At 35.0% G+C, this 22,931-nt stretch carries 22 protein-coding genes and 7 pseudogenes; 4 read left to right on the top strand and 25 right to left on the bottom strand.

The genetic code is table 11. The annotated features are described in order from the left end of the window. Positions 1–89: 89 nt before the first annotated feature. From coaW to M44_RS29885, 10 genes and pseudogenes are all read right to left on the bottom strand, one after another. Positions 90–890, bottom strand: coding sequence for a type II pantothenate kinase (coaW, locus tag M44_RS08415; protein ID WP_010172676.1), 801 nt, complete (start codon positions 888–890; stop codon positions 90–92). A gap of 24 nt (positions 891–914) precedes the next feature. Further along, a pseudogene (locus tag M44_RS29890) lies at positions 915–1,487 on the bottom strand (SbcC/MukB-like Walker B domain-containing protein); the annotation flags it as partial. Positions 1,488–2,942: 1,455 nt separating this feature from the next. Next, the gene (locus M44_RS25070) at positions 2,943–3,179 is read right to left on the bottom strand and encodes a hypothetical protein (protein WP_010172674.1); all 237 of its coding nucleotides are present in this window, start codon (positions 3,177–3,179) and stop codon (positions 2,943–2,945) included. A 109-nt stretch (positions 3,180–3,288) separates the two neighbouring features. Further along, the gene (locus M44_RS28060) at positions 3,289–3,711 is read right to left on the bottom strand and encodes a hypothetical protein (RefSeq protein ID WP_237705239.1); all 423 of its coding nucleotides are present in this window, start codon (positions 3,709–3,711) and stop codon (positions 3,289–3,291) included. After that, a complete protein-coding gene (locus tag M44_RS28055) occupies positions 3,641–4,051 on the bottom strand; it encodes an AAA family ATPase (protein ID WP_010172672.1) in 411 nt (136 codons plus the stop codon). Before M44_RS28055 ends, M44_RS28060 begins: the two co-directional genes overlap by 71 nt. Continuing rightward, the gene (locus tag M44_RS21635) at positions 4,048–4,902 is read right to left on the bottom strand and encodes an exonuclease SbcCD subunit D C-terminal domain-containing protein (RefSeq protein ID WP_010172671.1); all 855 of its coding nucleotides are present in this window, start codon (positions 4,900–4,902) and stop codon (positions 4,048–4,050) included. The genes M44_RS28055 and M44_RS21635 overlap by 4 nt, the downstream gene beginning before the upstream one ends. Then, a complete protein-coding gene (locus M44_RS29400) occupies positions 4,896–5,189 on the bottom strand; it encodes an exonuclease subunit SbcD (protein ID WP_010172670.1) in 294 nt (97 codons plus the stop codon). The genes M44_RS21635 and M44_RS29400 overlap by 7 nt, the downstream gene beginning before the upstream one ends. Before the next feature lie 128 nt (positions 5,190–5,317). After that, positions 5,318–5,461, bottom strand: coding sequence for a hypothetical protein (locus tag M44_RS26895; RefSeq protein WP_010172669.1), 144 nt, complete (start codon positions 5,459–5,461; stop codon positions 5,318–5,320). Positions 5,462–5,534: 73 nt separating this feature from the next. Continuing rightward, positions 5,535–5,834, bottom strand: a complete 300-nt coding sequence (locus tag M44_RS08395) for a hypothetical protein (RefSeq protein WP_010172668.1) — start codon at positions 5,832–5,834, stop codon at positions 5,535–5,537. Positions 5,835–5,981: 147 nt separating this feature from the next. Then, positions 5,982–6,385 (bottom strand): annotated as a pseudogene (locus M44_RS29885) (VanZ family protein). A gap of 177 nt (positions 6,386–6,562) precedes the next feature. Between M44_RS29885 and M44_RS21630 the strand changes: the two are divergent. Continuing rightward, a pseudogene (locus M44_RS21630) lies at positions 6,563–6,952 on the top strand (DUF2621 family protein); the annotation flags it as partial. A 70-nt stretch (positions 6,953–7,022) separates the two neighbouring features. On the opposite strand, the gene M44_RS08385 reads toward M44_RS21630, so the two are convergent. The 4 genes and pseudogenes from M44_RS08385 to M44_RS21625 form a co-directional block, all read right to left on the bottom strand. Further along, complete coding sequence (locus M44_RS08385; RefSeq protein WP_010172665.1) at positions 7,023–7,799, bottom strand: divergent polysaccharide deacetylase family protein; 777 nt, start codon at positions 7,797–7,799, stop codon at positions 7,023–7,025. Between the two features lie 120 nt (positions 7,800–7,919). Next, entirely contained in the window at positions 7,920–8,402 is a 483-nt protein-coding gene (locus M44_RS08380; RefSeq protein ID WP_010172664.1) for a CcdC family protein, read from the bottom strand. 90 nt (positions 8,403–8,492) lie between these two features. Continuing rightward, positions 8,493–8,852 (bottom strand): response regulator, encoded by a 360-nt coding sequence (locus M44_RS08375; protein WP_010172663.1) that lies wholly within the window; start codon positions 8,850–8,852, stop codon positions 8,493–8,495. A 129-nt stretch (positions 8,853–8,981) separates the two neighbouring features. Further along, positions 8,982–9,688, bottom strand: a pseudogene (locus tag M44_RS21625) (cytochrome c biogenesis CcdA family protein). 221 nt (positions 9,689–9,909) lie between these two features. On the opposite strand from M44_RS21625, the gene M44_RS21620 reads away from it, so the two are divergent. Then, positions 9,910–10,086, top strand: coding sequence for an aspartyl-phosphate phosphatase Spo0E family protein (locus M44_RS21620; RefSeq protein WP_010172662.1), 177 nt, complete (start codon positions 9,910–9,912; stop codon positions 10,084–10,086). 59 nt (positions 10,087–10,145) lie between these two features. On the opposite strand, the gene M44_RS08360 is transcribed toward M44_RS21620, so the two are convergent. From M44_RS08360 to yneA, 8 genes and pseudogenes are all read right to left on the bottom strand, one after another. Next, a complete protein-coding gene (locus tag M44_RS08360) occupies positions 10,146–11,924 on the bottom strand; it encodes an ABC transporter ATP-binding protein (protein WP_010172661.1) in 1,779 nt (592 codons plus the stop codon). Further along, positions 11,917–13,675, bottom strand: a pseudogene (locus M44_RS21615) (ABC transporter transmembrane domain-containing protein). Before M44_RS21615 ends, M44_RS08360 begins: the two are co-directional and overlap by 8 nt. Before the next feature lie 131 nt (positions 13,676–13,806). Next, positions 13,807–14,022, bottom strand: coding sequence for a YneF family protein (locus tag M44_RS08350; protein ID WP_010172658.1), 216 nt, complete (start codon positions 14,020–14,022; stop codon positions 13,807–13,809). Between the two features lie 180 nt (positions 14,023–14,202). Further along, the gene (gene sirA / locus M44_RS29880) at positions 14,203–14,481 is read right to left on the bottom strand and encodes a sporulation inhibitor of replication protein SirA (protein WP_081447462.1); all 279 of its coding nucleotides are present in this window, start codon (positions 14,479–14,481) and stop codon (positions 14,203–14,205) included. A 224-nt stretch (positions 14,482–14,705) separates the two neighbouring features. Next, on the bottom strand, positions 14,706–16,712 hold the full coding sequence (gene tkt / locus M44_RS08335; RefSeq protein ID WP_010172654.1) for a transketolase: 2,007 nt from the start codon (positions 16,710–16,712) through the stop codon (positions 14,706–14,708). A 206-nt stretch (positions 16,713–16,918) separates the two neighbouring features. Next, the gene (locus M44_RS08330) at positions 16,919–17,152 is read right to left on the bottom strand and encodes a DUF896 domain-containing protein (RefSeq protein ID WP_010172653.1); all 234 of its coding nucleotides are present in this window, start codon (positions 17,150–17,152) and stop codon (positions 16,919–16,921) included. 57 nt (positions 17,153–17,209) lie between these two features. Beyond that, positions 17,210–17,869: a YneB family resolvase-like protein gene (locus tag M44_RS08325; RefSeq protein ID WP_010172652.1), complete on the bottom strand. Its 660-nt coding sequence runs from the start codon at positions 17,867–17,869 to the stop codon at positions 17,210–17,212. Between the two features lie 10 nt (positions 17,870–17,879). Further along, the gene (gene yneA, locus M44_RS08320; RefSeq protein WP_010172651.1) at positions 17,880–18,224 is read right to left on the bottom strand and encodes a cell division suppressor protein YneA; all 345 of its coding nucleotides are present in this window, start codon (positions 18,222–18,224) and stop codon (positions 17,880–17,882) included. 152 nt (positions 18,225–18,376) lie between these two features. On the opposite strand from yneA, the pseudogene lexA reads away from it, so the two are divergent. Further along, a pseudogene (gene lexA / locus M44_RS21605) lies at positions 18,377–18,998 on the top strand (transcriptional repressor LexA). Positions 18,999–19,102: 104 nt separating this feature from the next. Further along, positions 19,103–19,597, top strand: a complete 495-nt coding sequence (locus tag M44_RS08310; protein WP_010172650.1) for a L,D-transpeptidase family protein — start codon at positions 19,103–19,105, stop codon at positions 19,595–19,597. Positions 19,598–19,716: 119 nt separating this feature from the next. On the opposite strand, the gene glnA is transcribed toward M44_RS08310, so the two are convergent. From glnA to M44_RS21600, 3 genes and pseudogenes are all read right to left on the bottom strand, one after another. Beyond that, on the bottom strand, positions 19,717–21,051 hold the full coding sequence (gene glnA / locus M44_RS08305; protein WP_010172649.1) for a type I glutamate--ammonia ligase: 1,335 nt from the start codon (positions 21,049–21,051) through the stop codon (positions 19,717–19,719). Positions 21,052–21,114: 63 nt separating this feature from the next. After that, the gene (locus tag M44_RS08300; protein WP_010172648.1) at positions 21,115–21,516 is read right to left on the bottom strand and encodes a MerR family transcriptional regulator; all 402 of its coding nucleotides are present in this window, start codon (positions 21,514–21,516) and stop codon (positions 21,115–21,117) included. 141 nt (positions 21,517–21,657) lie between these two features. Next, positions 21,658–22,927: pseudogene (locus M44_RS21600) on the bottom strand (methionine gamma-lyase family protein). Positions 22,928–22,931 lie beyond the last annotated feature (4 nt).

Here is a 22,931-nt window from a genome sequence, read left to right as displayed (position 1 = left end):
CATAATCCCCCTTTTCCATTTCAAAAACCAAAACAATTCCATGATAGTCAATTATTTTAAAAAATAACAATGTACAAAATGTGAACGGTCTATATTTTATTTTGATTCCAGCATAATGCTCCTAATGCACCAGCATACATTCCTTGTTCTAAAATTATGGAATGAAATTTAAACTCTGTCTGGAGCATAGCGATTCTTTCTTTTAACACATCATTTTGATAAAAAGTTGAACCAATAAATACAAAATCATTCACTTCATAAGCTTTTGCTGCCTCTAACGCTAAAACTAGAATCACTTCAGCAACCATATTGATTATCCCAACCATATGGTCGTTTCTCGATGTCGACTGATGAACTGTTTTTGCGAAATTACTGGCAGTAAGTAACGCATTTAACGGCGCTTCTCCATTACCATATATGTCTTTAACTGTAAGATCCACTTTTGTTCGATCTCCTAACCTGCTCCATTTCATTATTTCTTCAAAGTCTTTTGCACCTAGAAGAGTTCCGAGGCCGACAAGCGTCCCTCCTCCTATCCCTGTGCCTGTTACTCTTTCTACTTTTTCTTCCGATACAAAATGGATAGAGGTTCCAGTTCCAACACTTACTAACATGAAAGAACTGGCACTCCATTTTTCTTTTTGTAGTAGTATGTTAGTCCCAAGCGCAATACTCTTAAATTCTGAGACTTGAACGGCACGTGGAAATATATCTACTAGCTTATGGGACGCTCCTCCTGTTATATGAATAGTAGAGAATGAATCAAAAGAAACTAAACTCTTAATCATGTTGATATGTTCAGTAGGAAACCTTTTATAATGTAATTTTCCATTGTCTTCAATGACTAATTTACATAAAGTACCTCCAGCGTCCACTCCAATATTCGCCAAATTTCTCACCTCTTGCTTTACTTCTTAATTAATAAATTGGAATGTAGTAGAGCTTCCTGTTTGAGAAGAATTCACGACTAATTGAGCATCAATTCTTTCTTTTAATTCTGGTACATGAGATATGATTCCTACTAGTCTTCCAGTTGACTGAACATCTAACAATGCTTCTATTGCATGGTCTAATGATTCTGGGTCTAATGTTCCAAATCCTTCATCTATAAACATCGTTTCTAAAGAGACTCCTCCTGCATATTGTTGAACGACTTCAGCCAATCCTAGAGCTAATGCTAGAGAAGCTTTAAAACTTTCTCCACCTGACAAAGTCTTTACATGACGCTCTTGTGAGGTATACTGATCAAAAACAAGAAGTTCTAGACCACTTTGCACATTACCTTTTGATCGCTCCCTTTTTCTCATTAACAAATATCGTCCAGATGTCATTTTGGTTAATTTCTGATTGGCAACAACTAAAATATCTTCAAGAAACGATGCCAATACAAAACGTTCAAATGTAAGGCGATGAACATTGTCACCCCGAGCAATGCTTGCTAAATGACCAATTAAACTAAATTGAGTTTCTAATTCCTTTACTTCTTCATTAATCATTGTAACTTTAGTAAGGAGCTGCTGATGATGAGTGAGAATTGATTGACTAGAAAAAACTTCAGATTCTTTCATTTCAATTTCCTTAATACAATCTACTTTAGACTCTCTTAATTTATCTATATGTGGATATTCCACTTTATTTAGACGCTTTATACTATCTTGTAACCTATCTTCCACACTTCGTTTGTCCTCTCGATAAGTACTAATATCAAGTTCTAAATATTGTAGCTGATCAATAATCTTCAAGGATTGATAATACTCTTCATCTGTTTTGAAGCCTTGTGCTACTTTAGCTTTTTCCCATTTCTCTAACTCATGATGATAAGCTTTTGTTTGTTTATCAATATTCTCCATGATGGAATGGTAATGTAATTCTACTTGTTTGTATGCATCAATGGAATCTTGATAGTTTATTTTCGCATGTTCAAACATCTGAAAAAGCTTATCTTTTTCTACTGTTACTTTCGTTACTTCCGTTTCATATTCCTTCTCTTTTCTAAGAGATTCAGGTATCTTCTTTTCAAGATTTTCTAGTGTAGCTTTTACAGAAGATAGTTTTTCATATGACCTTCTTTCATTTTCTACCAATTCTCGAATGGAGTTTGTCAATTCTGATTGTTTTATTGACAATTCCGCTTGTTTTTGATTTACTCGACTATTTTTTTCTAAGAAAAGATTAATTTCTTTTAACTTTTCCGCTAATTCTTTACCAGCTGAAACGGCTGATTCAAGTAAGATTTCTGTGTCAATGAGAGTATATTGATCAATGATTCCTTCTAAAACTTCTTCTTTATCTTTCACCTGATCACATATTGAATCGTATAGTGTACTAGTTTTTGTGAATTCTCGTTCTGCTTCAAGAGTTAACTTTTGAAACTCCTGAACCTCTAATTCAGCTTGTTTCAAGTCTTCCTGGTTAACCATTTCTTTCTTTGCCATAGATTTTAAAGGGTGTTGAGTAGAACCACATACAGGACATGCCTCTCCTGCTACAAGAGATTGTGCGAGTTGATAGGCATGACTATCTCGCCACTTTTCCTGGAGAAATTTTAACGTAGCCTCTTTATCTTCAACTTGTTTACGAGATGCATTTAATTCCAACGTTCTTTGATTTACTAACTTCGAAATTTCATTCTGTTTAAATAGTAAATCATTCATAGTCCTTAACTCTCTATATTCATATCGCTTTTTTTCTATACGATTTTCAATCCTCATCTTCGCTCGTTGGTATTCATCAAGTGATTTGATGACTTTTTCTTATTTCTTCTATTTTTGTCGTGACTTTATCAAGTTCTTCTTGTTGCTGTTTTAATTCTTTTTGTATGATCCGATGGTGCTTCATAGCATCGTTTACTTCTTTTTTAGTCGAAGAAATAGCATAGACATCTTCTTTCAAATTCTGAAGATAATGAAACTTTTTTTCTTATTTCGTTTCTAGAATCTTCGTTATGAATTTGCTCGTCTAATTCTACTTTTGCCATTTCTACATTTTTTTGTTTGTTGAATCATTAAGGTATGCTTTTCACCTTTTTGTTCGTGTAAGAGGTGCAAATCTTCTTTTAGTCGAAGGCAGAACTGTTCTTGAGGCTGAAGTAATTGAACCTTACGACCTTTTTGTAACTGCTCTTCCTTTCGGGCCATCTCTAATTCTTTACTTTGGATGATTTTATTACTTTTCTTCAAGGTGTTCTTTTTCTTTTAAATTGATCCAGTAAAGCTTCAGCTTCAACTAATTTAGTATTGATATTGTCTCTTTTTTGATGTAATTGGGACAACTCAGCTTTACGGTATTTCAAAAATTTGATTCTTCTTTTATTTCTTCCTGTAATAAAAATAGAATCTTTATATCATGTAAAGTTTCATCTTTTACTAGCAGAGAAAGTTCATCCACTCTTCTCGGTTCAATAGATTTCAATAATAAGGTTCTATCCTGTAGACTGCGTTCAACTAGTTCGCGGAGTCTCTTTGCTTCATCTTTTAGTCGGTTTTGTATTAGCTGATAATATTCTGTATGAAATAATCTTTGTAATATTAGTTCTTTGTCTTTACTATCTGATGTTAAAAGTTTTCTAAATTCATTCTGTGGAATCATTAATATTTGTCTAAACTGATTTGCATCTAATTGCATAATTTCTTTGATTAACTCATCTACATCTCGAATAGAAGAAGCAAGTAATTTTTCCTGCCCTTCGTATATTTCGTACAATTCCGCCATAGCTGGAATCGTTGTATATCCTTCTACCGTTTTTTTTCTTTCTTGCCTGCTGTGGCTTTCTAACAATTCGATAAGTGGTTCCTCTTAGCATAAATGTTAGCTCTACTTCAGTTTCTACATCTTCATTCGCAAAATGACTTCGCAGGTCCTGTCCTGAACGGTCTTCTCCACTTGCTTTCCCATAAATAGCAAAGCTAATTCCGTCGAAGATTGTAGTTTTCCCTGCTCCTGTCTTTCCAGAAATGACAAACATCGTTCTATTTTCGAGTAAACGGAAATCGATTTTTTCTACATCTGCATACGGCCCAAAAGCCGTCATAATCAATTGTAAGGGTCTCATTCTTCCGCTCCCAACTTTACTTGATTCATTATATGCTGAATATATTCTCTTTTTTCTGTAGTAAACTCTGAAGATGTCATTGAAGAATAGAATTCTTCAAACAAGTCGAGTTCTGTTTTCTTTTTATTTTTCAAGGTTCCAACCTCGTTATTCCGCTTAATATCTAGACGGTCAATTCTTCTTTCGAGATGTAAAACATTTGGATATACTTTGCGTAATTGATTGATAGGGTCTATTATTGCCCCTTCATCTAGTAGGGATATTTTTAAATAATCCTCTACTTGTTGAGATTGGTAAAAACTAGGTTCTAACAGTTCTTCTAAAAATCCTTCAATCACTCGCATGTCCTTCAAAGGCTTAAGTTCTCTTTCTTCTATTGAGATACTCCCTTTTTCAATTGTTACAATGGATACACTCTTTCTTTGCGAAGCTTCTGAAAAAGAATATTTTAATAAAGAACCTGAATACTTTATAGATGGATGCTTAATCGCATCGGGACTGTGAAGGTGACCTAAAGCTGTGTAAGTAAATGGAGCAAACACTTCTTGTCCAACACAACTTGAACCTCCTACACTTAGAACCCTTTCTGAATCTGTTTCTTTCCCTCCTAAAACAAAATGATGACCAATTAATACATTGGGTTCGTTCCTATTCATTTTTTCTTCAATTCTACCGGATATTGCCTTCATGGCATCATGATGGGTTGAAATTGATTCATCTTGGAGGAGCTGCCGAACCAATCCTGGCTCGGCATATGGAATCGTATAAAAATTAACTCCTTTGATACGTATAGGTTCAAATGAAGGATTTAATTTCCCTTGCAAGTATAGATGATTTTTTTTTATTACCATGAACTCCCAAAATGCAAACGCTCTGCACTATCGTGGTTTCCAGAAATGGCCACGATAGGCGTTTGAAGTTCCACGTTTATCTTGTAAAATATTTCATCCAGTAAGTCAACGGCCGCAGTCGGTGGAACACTTCGATCATAAAGATCACCTGCCACTATAACGGCATCAGGTTGTTCTTCTTCCACTAAATCAACCAATTGATGTAATACAATTTTTTGATCCTCGGTCATGTATAATCCATGTATCAGTTTTCCTAAATGCCAATCTGCGGTATGTATAATTTTCATAATTCCACCTCATTAAAAAATACTGATTCTATTATATCAAAGTGAATCAATACGTCATGATATGTACGTTATAAATAAAAAAAAACGGAACCAGTATACTGATCCGCCGCTTTTCGCTTTTGATTTCATTAGCTATTAAGGTCTTTATCTAAGCTCGTACGAACTAACCCAACCTCTTCAAGAAGATCTCCAAGAGTTTTTTCTGCTTCTGCAAATTTTTCATTTGCGGCATCCATATTGGATTCATCTTTACGTAGTTCTTCTGCTTTCATTTCATACGATTCTTTTAACGTAGTAAAAGCTCCTTCTACTTGCTCCTTATAAGTACCAAGTTCATCAGAAAGCTCAATTTTTTCTTAATTCAGCTGCCGCATTTGCAGCAGCAACAGACGCTGAGTCTTTAGCAGTTTGTAGTTCTTCACCTTCTAATGTAGCTTCACTCACCATATAATCTGTTAAATCTTTATCCACACCATTTACGATTGTTGTCATATTTAAGTATTCACGCATAATTGCTGATTTAACTTCTGCTGTATCAACTTCTGCAGTCTCTTCTGCTGGTGTAGCCTCTTCCTCGTTACTTCCACATGCAGCTAGCATTAAAATTGCTACAAAAGTAAATCCTAACCATTTCATTTTCTTCATGATGGTATCCCCTTCCATAAGTGCAGGTATAATTAACTGAAAGCTACCACTATTTAAAACCTTCAGTTACCATAAAGTATCTTATCATTAGAGTACCAAGTGGTAAAGAGAATATCCTTCGAGACACGAAAGTTTAAATATTAAAAATTAACTGACTACTCTCTCATTCAGTTTATAGACACCTAGTAGAAAAAAGGTGTAGCCAATTAGACTACCTATCACATTTAAACAGATATCATCAACATCTAAAGCACCAACTTTGAATACATACTGCAAATATTCAATACTCGCAGAGAAAGCAAAGGTAATACAAATCAATTTAATCATTATTACATATGTTTTCTTTAGTACCGGTAAGAAAAACCAAAGGGGATAAATGCAAGGATATTGCCAATTAAATTATCTGTATAATGATACGATTCAGCTGTGCGTATATGTTCATAAATACTTTTAAATGGAATTAAATTAATTCCCGTTCCTTGAAATTGCCCACTTGAGACTGCCGTTCTATAATTAAGAAAAAAATAACAGATAGAACAAAATAGTAAGATATGTACAAAACAACATAATAACGATCCCTCTAATAAATATTTTCACTGTTTCACACCTCATCAAAATAGTATCATACAAGAGTAATGAGGGATAGATACTCCTTGAGTTTACTCTTTTTCTCTACTATAATTATAAGGATAAAACCAAGTATCAAAAGGTTTGGAGTGGGGTTATATATGCTACAAGGTTGGTTTATGTTATTTATATTATTTTGGGGACTAGTGCTTGTCTCTTCTTTTGCAATTGGTGGTTATTTTATGTTCAGAAAGTTTTTGAAAAGACTTCCAAAAGATGATGGTAAATCTATCTTAGACTGGGAAGAGCACTATGTAAATGAAACTAGATCATTATGGGGGCAGAATGAAAAATCTTTATTAGAAGAACTAGTAAGTCCTGTACCTGAGCTTTTTCGTGATGTTGCCCGCCAGAAAATTGCAGGCAAAATAGGAGAATTGGCTTTACAGGAAGGGGCAAATAAAATTACACAAGAACTATTAATTAGAGGATATATTTTAGCCACACCTAAGAGAGACCAAAAATTTTTAACGAAAAAAATTAAGATGAAATGAAAATTAATACTGAACCTTATGAAGTTTATTTTTAAATAAATTCCGTCCACGTACTTTAACGTGGGCGTCATTTATTTAAAGGACCTTGAATCGTATCGTATTCTGATAATAGCTTAGACAATGGTACTGCATCTCCAATTTCCTCAAATTCTGGAATGAATTCTCGTAATACATCTGCCATTTTATCTCCTGTAATCCCTACATGACCAATTGCAATTAACTCATTTTCTCGGGCAAGCCTTTTCTCCAGTAGCTTTGCTTTTCCAACCATATGTTCAATCGTTCCAACGTGATCTAAAAATATTTCATTTTCTAAATAGGAAACACCTAATTCGTTCGCCAATTTTGGAATAACACTTTGCGTAGAGGTTTTGCTGTCTAGATAATATAGATTGTTTTCTTTACATACTTCTAAAATAATTCTCATCACTCTTTCATCTGCACTAGCTTTTGAACCTAAGTGGTGATTCATCCCTACCGCATGAGGTACACTTTTAATAGCTAATCGTACTCTTTTTCTTATTTCTTCGTCCGATAGGTCGGTTGTAATGGAACCTGGTCCTAACCAGCTTTTTTTCCCCCGTACCGGCTCAAGTGGTAAATGTATAATGACCTCATGACCTAATTTGTGAGCTTTTTCAGCGTCTTCTTTACTTGTTTCCAAATGAGGCATCACTGCTACAGTAAGAATAGTTGGCAATTGAAGTATCTCTTCTGTTCCCTTCATATTATTTCCTAAATCATCTATAACAATGGCAAACTCTTTCGTTTCCTTTGCAACGATAACATCTGATTGTACTATAAGTATGAATAGTAACAAAAGAATCCCAAAAATCGATTTCACTAACTTCTCCTCCTATATTGCATTCTTTTTGGTTAGTTTTCCATTTACCTTAAAAGCTATACAAGCTGCTTAACCTAGGTGGATAAATAGACAACAAAAAAACCACTGAGTATACAGTGGTTAGATTGTGGTTGGTTGTATTGGATTATGTGATCTTAAAATTTTCTTATATTGGAGAAGCATAGCAATTCTCCAAGGAACAATCATCCCAAAAGCTAGAATCCAAAACATGCCACTTAATTCACCTAAGTCAATTTGAGAGCTTAACCAAAGCTTCATAACAATTCTGATTAGTAATAAACCTACTAATACAAAAATAAATGCTTTAGAGCGTTTTAAATAGATGTCATTCCCTACTACTTCAAACTTACTTGTACGTATTAAGATTATAGAAAAGAGCATTCCCACTAACAGTGCTTCTGCTATACCGATTAAACTCACTCGAAAAAAGGGAAAGACAAACATTAAAGCACCTGTACTCATAAATAATGGAGGCAGAATAATCTTCTTTTCGTTTACTGGTTTCTCACTTGCCTTCATTCTAATAATTAACACTAAAACACCCATTAGTATAGCAAATATACTAGAAATAGCTATATACATAGTCCATCATCCTTATTTGATTACATTCTATTCTCCATTGTATCAAAGGAAAATAAATAAAAAAAGAGCCGTTTTATGGCTCTAGCTACCTTATTCTAAAACACGGGATATTGAATCTAAGACTCTGGCTTGATCAAATGGTTTCACAATAAAGTCTTTGGCACCGCTTTCTATGGCTTCTACCACCATTTTTTGCTGCCCCATAGCAGAACACATAATAACTTTTGCATCAGGAAACTCTGTATGTATTTCTTTTAATGCTTCTAAACCTGATTTAACTGGCATTGTAATATCCAATGTAAGGAGGTCTGGTTTAAACTCACGGTATAGATCTATTGCTTCTTGACCATTTTCACCTTCACCAACAATTTCATGACTACCGTTCTCTAACATATTTTTTAGCGTTAGTCGCATAAATTTCGCATCGTCTACAATCAGTATTCTTGCCAATGATGAAATCCTCCTTATTACTAACCTAACTTACAATTAATACTTTTTTACTATAACACCACACACCACAGGACTTCAAACCTATTTTTCTAATTAAACTAAATCCTCCTCGGATTGGTTCAATTATCATTAAAACCCTTGGAAGCCACCAGTAAGTGTCGTTAGATAACTAATTACTGTAGTAAAAAGATCAAAGAAAAGCAGAATACCAAATGCTATCATAATGTAACCACCTATTTTGACTAATTTTTGGCTATGTCGTTTAATGACTTTCATATGTCCAACAAAGAAAGAAAGCAAGATAAACGGTATAGCAAAACCTAGAAAATAAGAAAACATATACACAGTACTTAGTTCAGGATTTTCTACAGCTAAAGCTATAACAGTCCCTAATATTGGGCCTGTGCACGGTGTCCATCCTGCAGCAAAGGCAAGTCCTATTAAAACCGACCCAAAATATCCGCTAGGTCTATTCTTAAATTCAATACGACGGTCCTTCATTAAAAACCTGGGTAAACACACCAACAATAACCAACCCAAACACAACAATAATAATACCACCAATTTGTCTAATGAAATCTTGATTTTCAATAAATACTCTTCCTATGAAAGAGGTACTAAAGCCTAAAGCAATAAATATAATAGAAAACCCTGACAAAAAGAATAAAGTATGTAATAAGCTATTCTTTTTTAAGCATGGGGTTTTCATCTTTTAATTCTTGTATAGACATTCCAGTAATATATGATAAGAAAGCTGGATAAAGTGGTAAGCAGCATGGTGAGATAAAACTAAGAAACCCTGCTCCTAAAGCTACTATGATTGATACATTTTCCATTTAAAAATACACACCCCTAATCTATGCAGTTCCTTTTATTTTAACAGAGATAAAATAAAAATAGACCTGCATCACCTGTGAACAATTTGTGACATCCTCGTCATACAAGTTCCCCAATTTTATAAAGGATACAATTTTACTTTGAACTATCTTTTATTTTCTATTATACTATACTTACAGATTTTGTACTGTATTTCGTTTGAGAGAAAGGGAAACTTGCTGTGACGAAACTTATTCTTCTTGATAAAATAGAAAGCAAGAGAAAAGAATTATTGAGTATAGCAGCAGAGCAAGGTCTTACTTCTCTTGCGGCTATTGAAGTAAGTCAAGAACTTGATCAATTACTTAATGAATATAATAAGCTATACTTATCAAAAAAATTATCCCCTACAACTTAAGTAAACTTATAATACAAGAGGCTGATTCCTATATAGGAACCAGCCTCTTTCCATATAAATTAATAGGTACTACTTTTATGTTTGTTTTGTAATAAATACATGTTGTAATATAGTCCTTCATGAGTTAATAATTGCTGATGATTACCTCTTTCTACAATCTCTCCTTTATGCAACACAAGAATTTCATCTGCATCTTGAATGGTAGATAATCGATGAGCAATGGCAATGGTCGTTCTCCCATACCTCATTTTCTTTAAAGAAGACTGAATGAGTTCCTCTGTTTCCGTATCAATATTTGCAGTTGCTTCATCCAATACTAAAATACTCGGTGACACCGCCATCGTACGTGCAAATGCTAGTAATTGCCGTTGTCCACTTGAAAATGTGGATCCACGTTCTTCCACTTTATGAAGGTATTTACCCGGTAATGATTCTACAAAAGAAGTCGCTTCAACAAAAGTTAGCGCTTCTTTTGCCATATCATCTGTTATAGTTTCATTATATAATTTAATATTGTCCATAATTGTACCATAAAATAAGAAAGGGTCTTGTAACACCAACCCTACTTTTTGCCGTAGTTCTTGAAGTGGATATTGTTTAATGGATATACCATCTATTAAAATGTCTCCTCGATCAAACTCATAAAACCTCATAAATAAATTAATGATAGAACTCTTACCACTTCCTGTATGACCTACTAAAGCTATGGTTTGTCCAGGGCTCGCCTTAAATGAAATAGATTTTAACACATCTTTTTTACCATCATACGAAAATGATACATTCTTAAATTCAATTGTCCCCTGCTCAATTACAAATGGCTTATTTTCTTGCTGTGGACTTAATTCTTTCTCATCTAGTAGTTTGAACACCCTAGATGCAGAAACAATTGCTTGTTGAAACAGCGAAAGTCTCATCATAATTTGATTTACGGGTTCAAAAAAACGATCGATATAGCTTACAAAAGCATACAATACTCCAATCTCAATACCACTTTGTAAATGAGTCACTCCAAAATAATTAAGAATAACGACTAAAATACTAACGTAAAGTAAATTCATTGCGGGCCTTAATAATAATCCATCTACTTTAATATTTTTTAAACCTGATTCATAGTGGCGGCCGTTTATCTGTGAAAACTCTTTTACTAATCTATCTTCTTGTCTAAACGCTTGAATCATCTTCATTCCCTGTATGGACTCGCTTAATTTTGCGTTTAGTTCACTTAATCTCTCCCTCATATCTGAATAAAAAATCGAACTTAATTTTCTGTATGTTCGAATAATTAATAATATGATAGGTAATAAGACGATGCATATTAAACCTAATGTCCTATTTAATGAAAACATGGCAATAAAAATTCCTATCATTAAGAAACTACTTTGGATAAAAGTTACAAGCACACTGACAAACATATCTTTAATGGCTTCTGTATCATTTGTTACCCTTGACACGATACTACCTGCAGGCGTTTTATCAAAATAGCTCATCCCTAAATTTTGAACCTTGGAAAATACATCGATTCTTAACTGCTGAATAATTTTAAGAGCTATTTCTTGAAATTTTACTAACTGAAAGTAACTGACAACTGAATTCAGTACCTGAATACTTATGTAGACTCCACTTAAGAGTATTAATGGTGTAAAGGGGAAATTTTTAGGAGATAAATAATCATCAATAAACACTTTGACTAGTAGTGGACCTGCCACCTCTCCTAAAGTAGCTATTAGTAATAATACAAAAGCAAGAACTATGCTTTTCTTATGCGGTAATGCATAGGTCATTAACCTCAAGAATACCCCCCGTTGATGTTTAGGTGAAAGCTCCTCTTGCTTATTCATGGCGATCACCTTCTTCCACTTTTGATTCCAACTGCTGTAATAAGTACATATCATAATACATTCCTTTTAATTTCATTAATTCTTCATGTGTACCTCTTTCAGCAATCTTTCCTTTATCTAACACAATAATGAGATCCGCATGTTGGACAGCACTCATACGATGTGCTGTAATGATGGTCGTTTGGTCTTTCCTATTATTTTTTAAAGAAGTTAGTATGGCTTCTTCCGTTTTTGCATCCACTGCACTTAGTGAGTCGTCTAAAACAAGTAGTTCCGGTTGCATCAGGATGGCTCTAGCTATTGAAATTCTTTGTTTTTGTCCACCAGAAAGTGATACACCCTTCTCTCCTACCATCGTATGAAACCCGCGGGTGAAGTCTTGGATGTCTTCATATATATGCGCTAGCTTCGACGCCGAATAGACTTCTTCATCCGTTGAATTCGGAACGCCGAAGGCAATATTATCTCGTACACTCATTGAAAATAAATAATGATCCTGAGGAACATAACCGATTGACTCCCTTAATGAACGTAACGTATATTGCTCAATGCTTTTATTCGCGAATATAATGCATCCATTCGTAAGACTGTATTCTCTCATCAATATCTTTAATAATGTTGTTTTTCCTGCTCCGGTTTTTCCTACAATCCCTAAGGTTTGTCCTTTATTTAAAGTAAAATAGATTTGGGATAAAGCTTTTGTTTCTGAATCTGGGTAATAAAATTCCTCAACTTGATACTCCAGAGAACCAATAGGTTGATTATCAACAAGATCTTCCCCCATTTTTATATCCGATTTTTCCCTCAGAAGAGTTTGGATTCGATCATAGCTAGCTCTCCCTCTCTCAACAATATTAAATAACCAACCAAACGCAAGCATTGGCCAGATTAACAAACCTAAATAAGTTGTAAATGAAATGAGCTCTCCTAGAGTCATTTCATCATTCATGACAAAACGAGAACCAAATGCAATCGAAAGAAAGAAAGATATCCCAACAATAATGGAGATGGTTGGGTCAAATAAAGAATCCACTTTTGCCACAGACATATTCTTTTCAACAACGTTTTCTGACTGCTTTGAAAAAGATTCCACATCTTTTGATTCTTGCCCAAATGTCTTCATTACTTTTATTCCATTAATACTTTCCTGAGTCTTATCATTTAAGTGGGAAAACGCTTCTTGAGCAAAATGAAACCGACTATGTAGCAGTGTTCCGTAGTAATTTGTAAGTATAGCCATTATAGGCATTGGTAGTAATGCGATGACTGTTAATTTCCAACTGATGGTGGACGCCATAGTAATGATCACAAATCCACCGACTGCTAAAGAATCAACTAACGTCAATACTCCTGCACCTGCCGTCTCTCTAACCGCTTGGATATCATTTGTGGCATGAGCCATTAAATCTCCTGTACGTTTTTTTTGGTTAAAATGAGGGGGGCATTTTTGTAAAATGAGAAAACATGTCATCTCTTAATTGCTTAGCAAGTTTAACGGACGCTCCAAATATCATAACTCTCCAAACATATCGAAGTCCGTACATGAAGATTCCTGCACTAATGAGAACAATACTCCACAGAAATAAATTTCTAGTGGTCAATTCGTTTGTAATGATTAAATCTACTACAATTCCAATAACTTTAGGTGGTACAAGTTCTAATAGAGCCACACAAAGGAGCATAAGAATACCAATACCGTAAGCTTTCTTCTCTTGAACAAAAAACCACCATAAATCTTTAAATATTCTCATGTATCCACCCCATTTATTTGAAACTAAATCTAGATAAGTTTACCAAATAGTTTAATAATTGGGAAGATACTATAATTTTAAGTGGTTTGCAATCGAGCGTAAAAAACACCCCAATTTGGGGTGTTTTTCGCTTATTTCATTTGTTTTTGCATTGCACTCATCATTTGATTGATTTTCTTTTGAGATGGCTTTTGACCCATTTGCATCATCATCATGCGTAGCATTTGCTCATTGATAGGTGGATTTTTCTTAAGATAGTTCATCATGTAACGACGTGCTATGAAAAATCCTAGTGCAAGACCCGCAATAAGAGATAGCAGACCTACTAGAATGTATAACCAAAGCATTCTATTTCCTCCTTCATGTTGTCTATAAGACAGTGTACTAAACACTATTGTATTATACAATAGTTCGTTCGGATTTTCTTCCCTTATACGAATTTTCTTTGTTTAATTGGCTTTACCCAACCAAATTCCTCCTGCTCTAGATTTATAGCTAGGAGCTTACCTTCAAACTTTTTAGTCTTTTCAAAAAAAGTAAGCTTCTGCATCATAGTATCCCCATGCGTTGATAAGAAAATAACGTTCAAAAATCACTAATCTTGCCCCGCTATTATATTCAGGAAATAGTATTTCATAGGATTGCTGTTTCATTGAAAATTCTTCAGAACCGTGCAACTGTTGATGTATAAATCGATAAGTAGGTAAGTATGGAAGAGGAATTGAAATATAATTAATTTGACTTGCTAAAATATCACGAAGAGCTTCGTGTTTTGTTATTTCATAATCTTGAAATAAAGAAAAAATAACCTTTCTCTACCATGAAAGAAATGAGCGACTTCTTCTTTTATCCAATAAATTCGATAGTTTCTCATTTTTCCACCTCTTTTATCCTTTCCTACTATTATACGGAGTAAGTTTAAAAGAGGTTGTCAAAGAATGCAGAAAAGTTTTTCTTCTTTTGTCGAATATGTATGGTTGTCCTATCTATAAAAGAAGGCTAATCTATTGGATTAGCCTTCTTCCCATACTTAATTAGATAATAGTGATTTTACTCGAGCCACCACATTTTCTGGTGTAAATCCGTACTCTTCCATAATTTTTTCACCAGGAGCTGAAGCACCAAAGCCATCAATGGCTAAGATCTCTCCTTCATCTCCAACATAGCGATCCCAACCAAATGGAGCTGCCATTTCTATAGCTAGTCGCTTTTTAACCCCTTTAGGTAACACTGACTGCTTATATTCTTTTGATTGTTTTTCAAAACGGTCAAAAGATGGCATACTGACAACATTAACATGAATCCCTTGCTGAAGTAGAAGCTTTTTGGCTTGAAGAGCAAGACCTACTTCTGATCCTGATGCAAGTAATAGGGCATCGGGTGTTTCTTTTTCGCTTGCATCAACAATGTATGCGCCTTTAGCGACTCCATCTTTTGCTAATACAGCGGAATTCTTCATTGTTGGTAGATCTTGTCTAGATAAAACTAGAACGGTTGGTTGGTCCTTCGATGTTAGAGCTAATTTCCAAGCTTCCGCTGTCTCGTTTCCATCTGCCGGGCGAATAACCGATAAATTCGGCATTGCGCGAAGTGATGGTAATTGTTCGATTGGCTCATGTGTAGGACCATCTTCTCCAACAGCGATACTATCGTGAGTAAATACATATGTTACAGGTAGTCCCATAAGAGCGGCTAATCGAATGGCAGGACGTAAATAATCGCTAAATACAAAGAATGTACCACCAAATACATGCACACCCCCGTGAAGAGCCATCCCGTTCATTGCAGCTCCCATTGCAAACTCCCTTACCCCAAACCAAATATTACGTCCACCATAGTTTTCTGGAGTATAGTCTGCTTCATTTTTAATCATGGTTTTATTAGAACCTGCTAAATCAGCTGATCCACCAATAAAGCTAGGCACATTTTTAGCTATAGCATTAAGTACTTCTCCAGAAGATGCACGGCTAGCTAAACTAGAACCCTCTTCATAAGTAGGGATAGTTGAATCCCATCCTTCAGGTAATTCTCCTTTTAAAGCAACTTCAAATTGATGTGCAAGCTCTGGATGTTTTTCTTTGTATGTTTCATACATATCATTCCATGCTTTCTCTTTTGCTTCACCATCTTCAACAATCTCTTGTTTAAATCTATCATATACTTCATTAGGTACATGGAAATCATGCTCGAATTCCCACGTATAGCTTTGTCGCGTCAAAGAGATTTCATCTTTACCTAATGGTGCACCGTGTACTCCACTTGTACCTGATTTATTAGGCGAACCAAACCCAATAACTGTTTTAATCTCAATTAATGTAGGTTTAGTTTGATCTGCTTTAGCTTCTTGTAGAGCTTTTGTTATAGCGTGTAAGTCGTTTCCGTCTTCTACACGGATATATTGCCATCCATATGCTTTAAAACGTCCTTCTACACTTTCAGAGAATGATTTATCTAAATCACCATCTAAAGAAATATCATTGCTATCATACATAACAATAAGTCGACCCAGTTGAAGATGTGCTGCTAATGAAGCTGCTTCAGCTGATACACCTTCCATTAAATCGCCATCGCCACATATAGAATATGTATAGTGATCTACAAGGTTAAAATTATCCTTGTTATATACTTCTGCCATATGTCTTTCTGCCATCGCCATACCTACTGCCATCGCAATTCCTTGCCCTAAAGGACCTGTAGTTGCTTCAACTCCAACAGTATGTTTAAATTCTGGATGACCGGGTGTTTTACTTCCCCATTGTCTAAAATTTTTAATTTCTTCCATAGGTAAATCATATCCTGATAAATGAAGCAAGCTATATAAAAGCATGGAACCATGTCCTGCTGAAAGTACAAATCGATCGCGATTAAACCACGATGGATTTAAAGGATTATGATTCATTTCTTTCGTCCAAAGGGCGTACGCCATAGGTGCTGCTCCCATTGGCATCCCTGGATGTCCTGAATTCGCTTTCTCAATTGCATCAATTGATAGTGTTCGAATGGTGTTAACTGCAAGTTGATCAATTTTATCAAACATAGTGCTACATCCTTTCATTGTCATAAAATATGAACTTACATTTACTATAATCTTCTTTTAGTTGTCTGACAACTAGTATGATTGACGAAATTAGTATTCCCCGTAAAAATGTAGTTATGAATCAAGGTATAAATACTAGAAATTTGACAAATTCCAACTAAAATAACAAAAAGAAAAATAACTGTTCCTGTAACAGGAACAGTTATTTAATGTAAATTACGTTGGTTTTGAATTTTCTTAACCTTTTCCGGTGTAACATCATTTCCGTTTGGATCTACTATTCGGGTATTCTCAATTGTATTTTTCATAGATTTCCTAAAATTGGAAAGATACTGTTGTCGTAATTCTGCTTGTTCTGCAGATTCACTAGAAGATAATCCTTTAGTCTTAGACTTTTTAGATAATTCGTTTAACCTAGCCAGCTTATCTGGATTTAGCATATTTTCACCCTTTCGTTCACAAATAAAACGTGATGTTGTCATGTTACTAGAAATTAGTTACTCTGACAACTCATCTACTCTAGATTGTTCCCAATCTTTGTACCTTCTGTGAACGGTTGCTTTCGACACATTGTATCCAAACCCTCTTAACGTCGCTGCTACTTCTTTAAACGTAAGTCCGTTTTGCTTTAATTTCACAATTTCTTCAATTGGCAATTCGATTCGTTCTCTTCCTTCCAAATTCCCTTTGTTTTTTAAGTTATTTTGAGGAGTATAACCATTTTGAATCGCCCTATTCATTCCTCTTTTAATTTTAATATTATGTAATTTTCTCTGATGTTCTTCCACCATACTGACAATTTGCAATACCATTGAATCAGACTCAGATAATTGAAGTTCACCATTATGAGATATACTAAAAAGTCTAATATTTTCCTTTCGGAGAAAATGAATTAACGCTATTTTTGCATTACCTCTGCCTAAACGCGTTTCATCCTGTATGAGAACAGCATCTATTTTGCCCTCTTTAATTTGATCTAATAATGAATACAGTCCTTCTCTTTCAAGATCATATCCGCTAGATTGATCTTGGATGCAATCAATTACAGTAAATGCCCACATATTGGCCAAATGTAACAATTCTTGTTCTTGTCTTTCTAATGATGTTTCTTGAGTATCTTTAGTAGTACTAACCCTACTGTAAATGATGCAATTCATGAAATACCCTCTATTCTTGTTGTAATACTAATTGAACATCTTTTTTTTCAGATTGTAAATAGTCTGTCCTTTTGATAGGAAGTATGATTTCTTGCCCGGCTTGAATTTCACTTGTTGAAAGTCGATTAAGCTGAGTTGTTAACGTAACAAATTGATCATAATTTAGTCCATGAAGAGTTGAAAAACGGTTGGCAATTGACCAGAGTGAATCTCCTGACTTAACTGCTACTGTAATATATTCTGATTGATTTGGTTGATCAATCCTATCTTTTTCTATTATGTAGATACTTAGAAGAACAGTTACGATTATGAATGAAAGTATAAACCCATTCTTTTTTAATTGGTATTTTAACATTTTCTATCACCTCGAATATTTGTTCGCCTTTCTATAATAAAGATATACGAACAAATGTTTGTTGTCAACAAATATTCGAACTTATGTTTGTGTCTATTAATATAGCATGATATACTAATAGTAATAGAAAGTGAATAGTCGAGGTGGGTTTCATGACAAAAATCACAAAGCGTCAACAAGAAATTCTTGATTTTATTAAAGATGAAGTTAAAGGAAAGGGATATCCCCCTTCCGTAAGAGAAATTGGAGAAGCCGTGGGGCTTGCATCAAGTTCTACTGTTCATGGTCATTTAGCTAGATTAGAAAGCAAAGGATTGATTAGAAGAGATCCTACTAAACCTAGAGCGATTGAAATTTTAGATTTAGAGCAAGACCTAATTCCTAAGCAACAAGTGGTAAACGTACCTTTGATCGGTAAAGTTACAGCAGGATTACCTATTACTGCTATAGAAAATGTAGAAGAATTTTTTCCTCTCCCCCAAAGTATGGCTCCAATAGACGAGCAAGTGTTCATGCTTGAAATTATGGGAGACAGTATGATTGAAGCAGGTATTTTAGATGGCGATTATGTTATTGTAAAACAAACAAAAAAATGCAAATAATGGCGATATCGTTATTGCTATGACAGATGAAGATGAAGCAACATGTAAACGCTTCTTCAAAGAAGAACATTTTGTTCGCCTACAACCTGAAAATTCTTCAATGGAACCAATTCTTCTACAAAATGTAACAATATTGGGTAAAGTGATCGGCTTATATCGTACCGTTTTTTAATAGAGTATTTCTAAAAGAGGCAGCCTAAAGCTGTCTTTTTTTATTCTAAGTTAAACTTTCTTTCATACATTTAAGTATCGTATCTTTATTCTAAGGAGGGCATTATGTTTACCCATATAGTTAAGAAGGGAGAAACTCTCTATCAGATTTCGAGAGATTACAGAGTCCCAATCTCATCTATTCTTTCCTCTAACCCACAAATAAACCCTGATATGATTATCATAGGTCAACGTATTCTTATTCCTTCTATCCCTTACTCCCCGTCAAACCCATTTCGAATATTAATCAATAGGCAAGACCATACCTTAACATTATACAAGGACAATACCGTTTATAAAACATATCCCATTGCCGTTGGAAAAATAGCCTCAGAAACTCCTATAGGGAACTATATTATCATTAATAAAGCTCCTAACCCAGGCGGGCCCTTCGGTGCGATGTGGATGAGTATTTCTAAGGAGCATTACGGGATCCATGGAACAAATAATCCTTCATCAATAGGAAAAAATGTTTCACTTGGATGCATTAGGATGTATAACAAAGATGTTGTGGAGTTAGCAACTATTATTTCTATCGGGACAGAAGTTGTCATACGATAACCATTAAAAATAATAAAAACTATCACTTCGTCAGTTTTTAACTTATTTTTTCAACTGACAGTCGAAAACAAGTAAATAAAAAGGCTAACTCAATCGCAATCGAGTTAGCCTTTTTATCATTAATATTGCTGCATGTATTGCTCTCGCTCCCAAGGGTGAACTTGCGTACGGAACATATCCCATTCTATTTCTTTTGCCTCAATGAAATGCTCAAGGATGTGCTCACCAAGAGCTCCACTGATGACTTCATTGTTTTGTAAGTTAACTAACGCTTCTTTTAATGTAGCAGGAAGATCAGCAATTCCTTCTGCTTCACGCTCTTGTTTGTTCATAACATAAATGTTACGGTCAACTGGAGCTGGAGCATTTAGTCCATTTTTAATACCATCAAGCCCCGCACGTAATAATACGGCCATTGCTAAATACGGATTAGCAGATGGATCGACAGAGCGTACTTCAACGCGTGTACTAAGTCCACGTGAAGCCGGGATACGGATTAACGGGCTACGGTTAGCTGCAGACCAAGCAACATAACAAGGTGCCTCATAACCAGGAACTAGACGCTTGTAAGAGTTAACAGTTGGATTTGTTACAGCCGTAAACGCTGTTGCATTTTTAATAACACCTGCGATAAATTGGCGGGCTGTTTCACTTAACTGTAAATCGCCTTTTTCATCGAAAAATGCATTCTCCCCATCTTTGAATAGAGAAAGGTTACAGTGCATTCCAGATCCATTAACGCCAAACAATGGTTTTGGCATGAATGTTGCATGAAGACCATGTTTACGAGCAATTGTTTTTACAACTAGTTTGAATGTTTGGATGTCATCACATGCTCTTACTGCATCTGCATATTTGAAATCAATTTCATGTTGTCCAGGAGCAACCTCATGGTGAGAAGCTTCAATTTCAAATCCCATTTCTTCTAGTTCAAGAACGATATCACGGCGACAGTTTTCACCTAAATCAGTTGGAGCTAAGTCGAAGTAACCACCACTATCGTTTAGCTCAAGCGTAGGCTCACCAGCTGCATCAAGCTTGAATAAGAAAAATTCAGGCTCAGGCCCAAGATTAAAGTCTGTAAACCCTAGTTCTTCCATTTCTTTGAGAATTCGTTTTAAATTTGATCGAGGATCTCCATCAAAAGGTGTACCATCTGGTTTGTAAATATCACAGATCAATCGAGCGACTTTACCTTTTTCTGCAGTCCATGGGAACACTACCCAAGTATCTAGATCTGGATAAAGATACATATCAGACTCTTCAATCCGTACGAACCCTTCAATGGATGAACCATCAAACATCATTTTGTTATCAAGCGCTTTTTCTAATTGACTCATTGGAATTTCAACGTTTTTGATAGTCCCTAAAATGTCAGTGAATTGTAAACGGATGAATCTTACATTTTCTTCTTGTGCTATGCGCGTAATGTCTTCACGAGTATACTTACCCATATCCTAAATTCCTCCTCTAAATTATAAATGGTAGATTTCGTTGTTTAAAAACGACTACCTCTATTAATGAAAGAAGCGTGACATATCCCCAGGTCTGATGCCTTTTTGATATCGGCCTTGAAGAAGAAATTCATTTCTTAATAATTTCCTTAATTCTTCATCAGAAAGGTCACGTCTAGCTTTCTCATTTTCTTTTGCTTCACTCTTTTGTTCTTTAGTAGGCTTGACATTCATAAATTTCTTTATGCCAGCCATGTTCATTCCTTCGTCTAATAAATCTTTAATTTCTAACAGCTTGTCAATATCATTTAAGGAAAAGAGGCGTCGATTTCCATCAGAACGAGCCGGATGAATTAGTTCATGCTCTTCATAATAACGGATTTGACGAGCTGTTAAGTCCGTTAGCTGCATCACAATTCCCATTGGAAATAGAGGCATTGTGCGACGAATATTGCTACCACCCATCGTGCATCCTTCCTTTCTCTTCCCTTTCATAAGTTATTATATGTAATGTTAGAAAATATGTCAACAATATGTTAGGAAATATAACACGTTGAAATAAAACAGGGTAGCATTAATAAGCTACCCTGTTTTTACTTCTATAACCTAAATATTTATCAATTTTTTCTCAAGTAATTGATCAATTGCTATGGTTACAGCAATTTTTACATGTGAATATGTAAGTCCTCCTTGAACGTAAGCAACAAACGGATCACGTAATGGACCATCAGCAGTAAGTTCAATACTTGCTCCTTGAATAAACGTTCCAGCAGCCATGATGACGTCATCTTCATATCCCGGCATATAATTAGGTAATGGTAGAAAATGAGAATTAATCGGTGATGCAGATTGAATAGCTTGGCAAAAAGCAATCATTCGATCTCTGTCGTTGAATTCGACGGATTGAATTAAATCCGTTCTTCTTACATTCCACTTTGGCTCGGTTTTCATCCCTAATTCTTCTAAAAAGGCTGCTGTAAATATAGCACCCTTAAGTGATTGCGCAACCGTATGAGGTGCCATAAAAAAACCTTGATACATCTCTTGAAGGCTATATAGAGATGCACCTGCTTCTGCCCCAATTCCAGGTGATGTTAAACGATACGAACAAGCTTCTACCCATTCTTTCTTTCCTACAATATATCCACCTGTTTTTGCTAAGCCGCCACCAGGGTTTTTTATAAGAGATCCAGCAATTAAATCTGCTCCAATATGGCAAGGTTCCTTTGTCTCTACAAACTCACCATAACAATTATCAACAAAAACAACCACATCGGGTTTAATCTCTTTTACAAATGAAATCATTTCTTGAATTTCTGCAATAGAAAACGAAGGACGATTAGCATATCCTTTTGATCTTTGAATACCAATCATTTTTGTAGTAGGTTTAATGGCACGTTGTACACTGGTAAAATCAACTCTTCCATCTGGAAGAAGAGGAATAGATTTGTACCCAATTTGGTATTCCTTCAGTGATCCTGTACCTTTCCCCCTAATTCCAACAATCTCTTCTAATGTATCGTACGGTCTACCGGTCATATAGAGAAGTTCATCACCAGGTCGTAACACACCAAAAAGGGCAGTGGATATTGCATGCGTTCCGGAGATAATTTGAGGTCTTACCAATCCTGCCTCCCCACCGAAAACATCAGCATAAATTGATTCTAACGTGTCTCTTCCGTTATCATCATACCCGTATCCAGTTGTTGGAATAAAATGACTATCACTTACTTTATGCTTTCTATAACTATTTAAAACTCTAAACTGGTTCTCCTCACTTCGAAGATCGATATCTTTATGATGGAGTTCTAATTTTTTTCTCTATTTTTTCAATGATTGATTGAAGCTTACTACCATGTTGTAAAAACGTATACATTTTG

The sequence above is a fragment of the Bacillus coahuilensis m4-4 genome, from assembly GCF_000171615.1.
Taxonomy (GTDB): Bacteria; Bacillota; Bacilli; order Bacillales; family Bacillaceae_K; genus Bacillus_T; species Bacillus_T coahuilensis.
The sequence above is the reverse complement of the archived record's forward strand: the minus strand, read 5'-3'. Positions and strand labels throughout refer to the sequence as shown.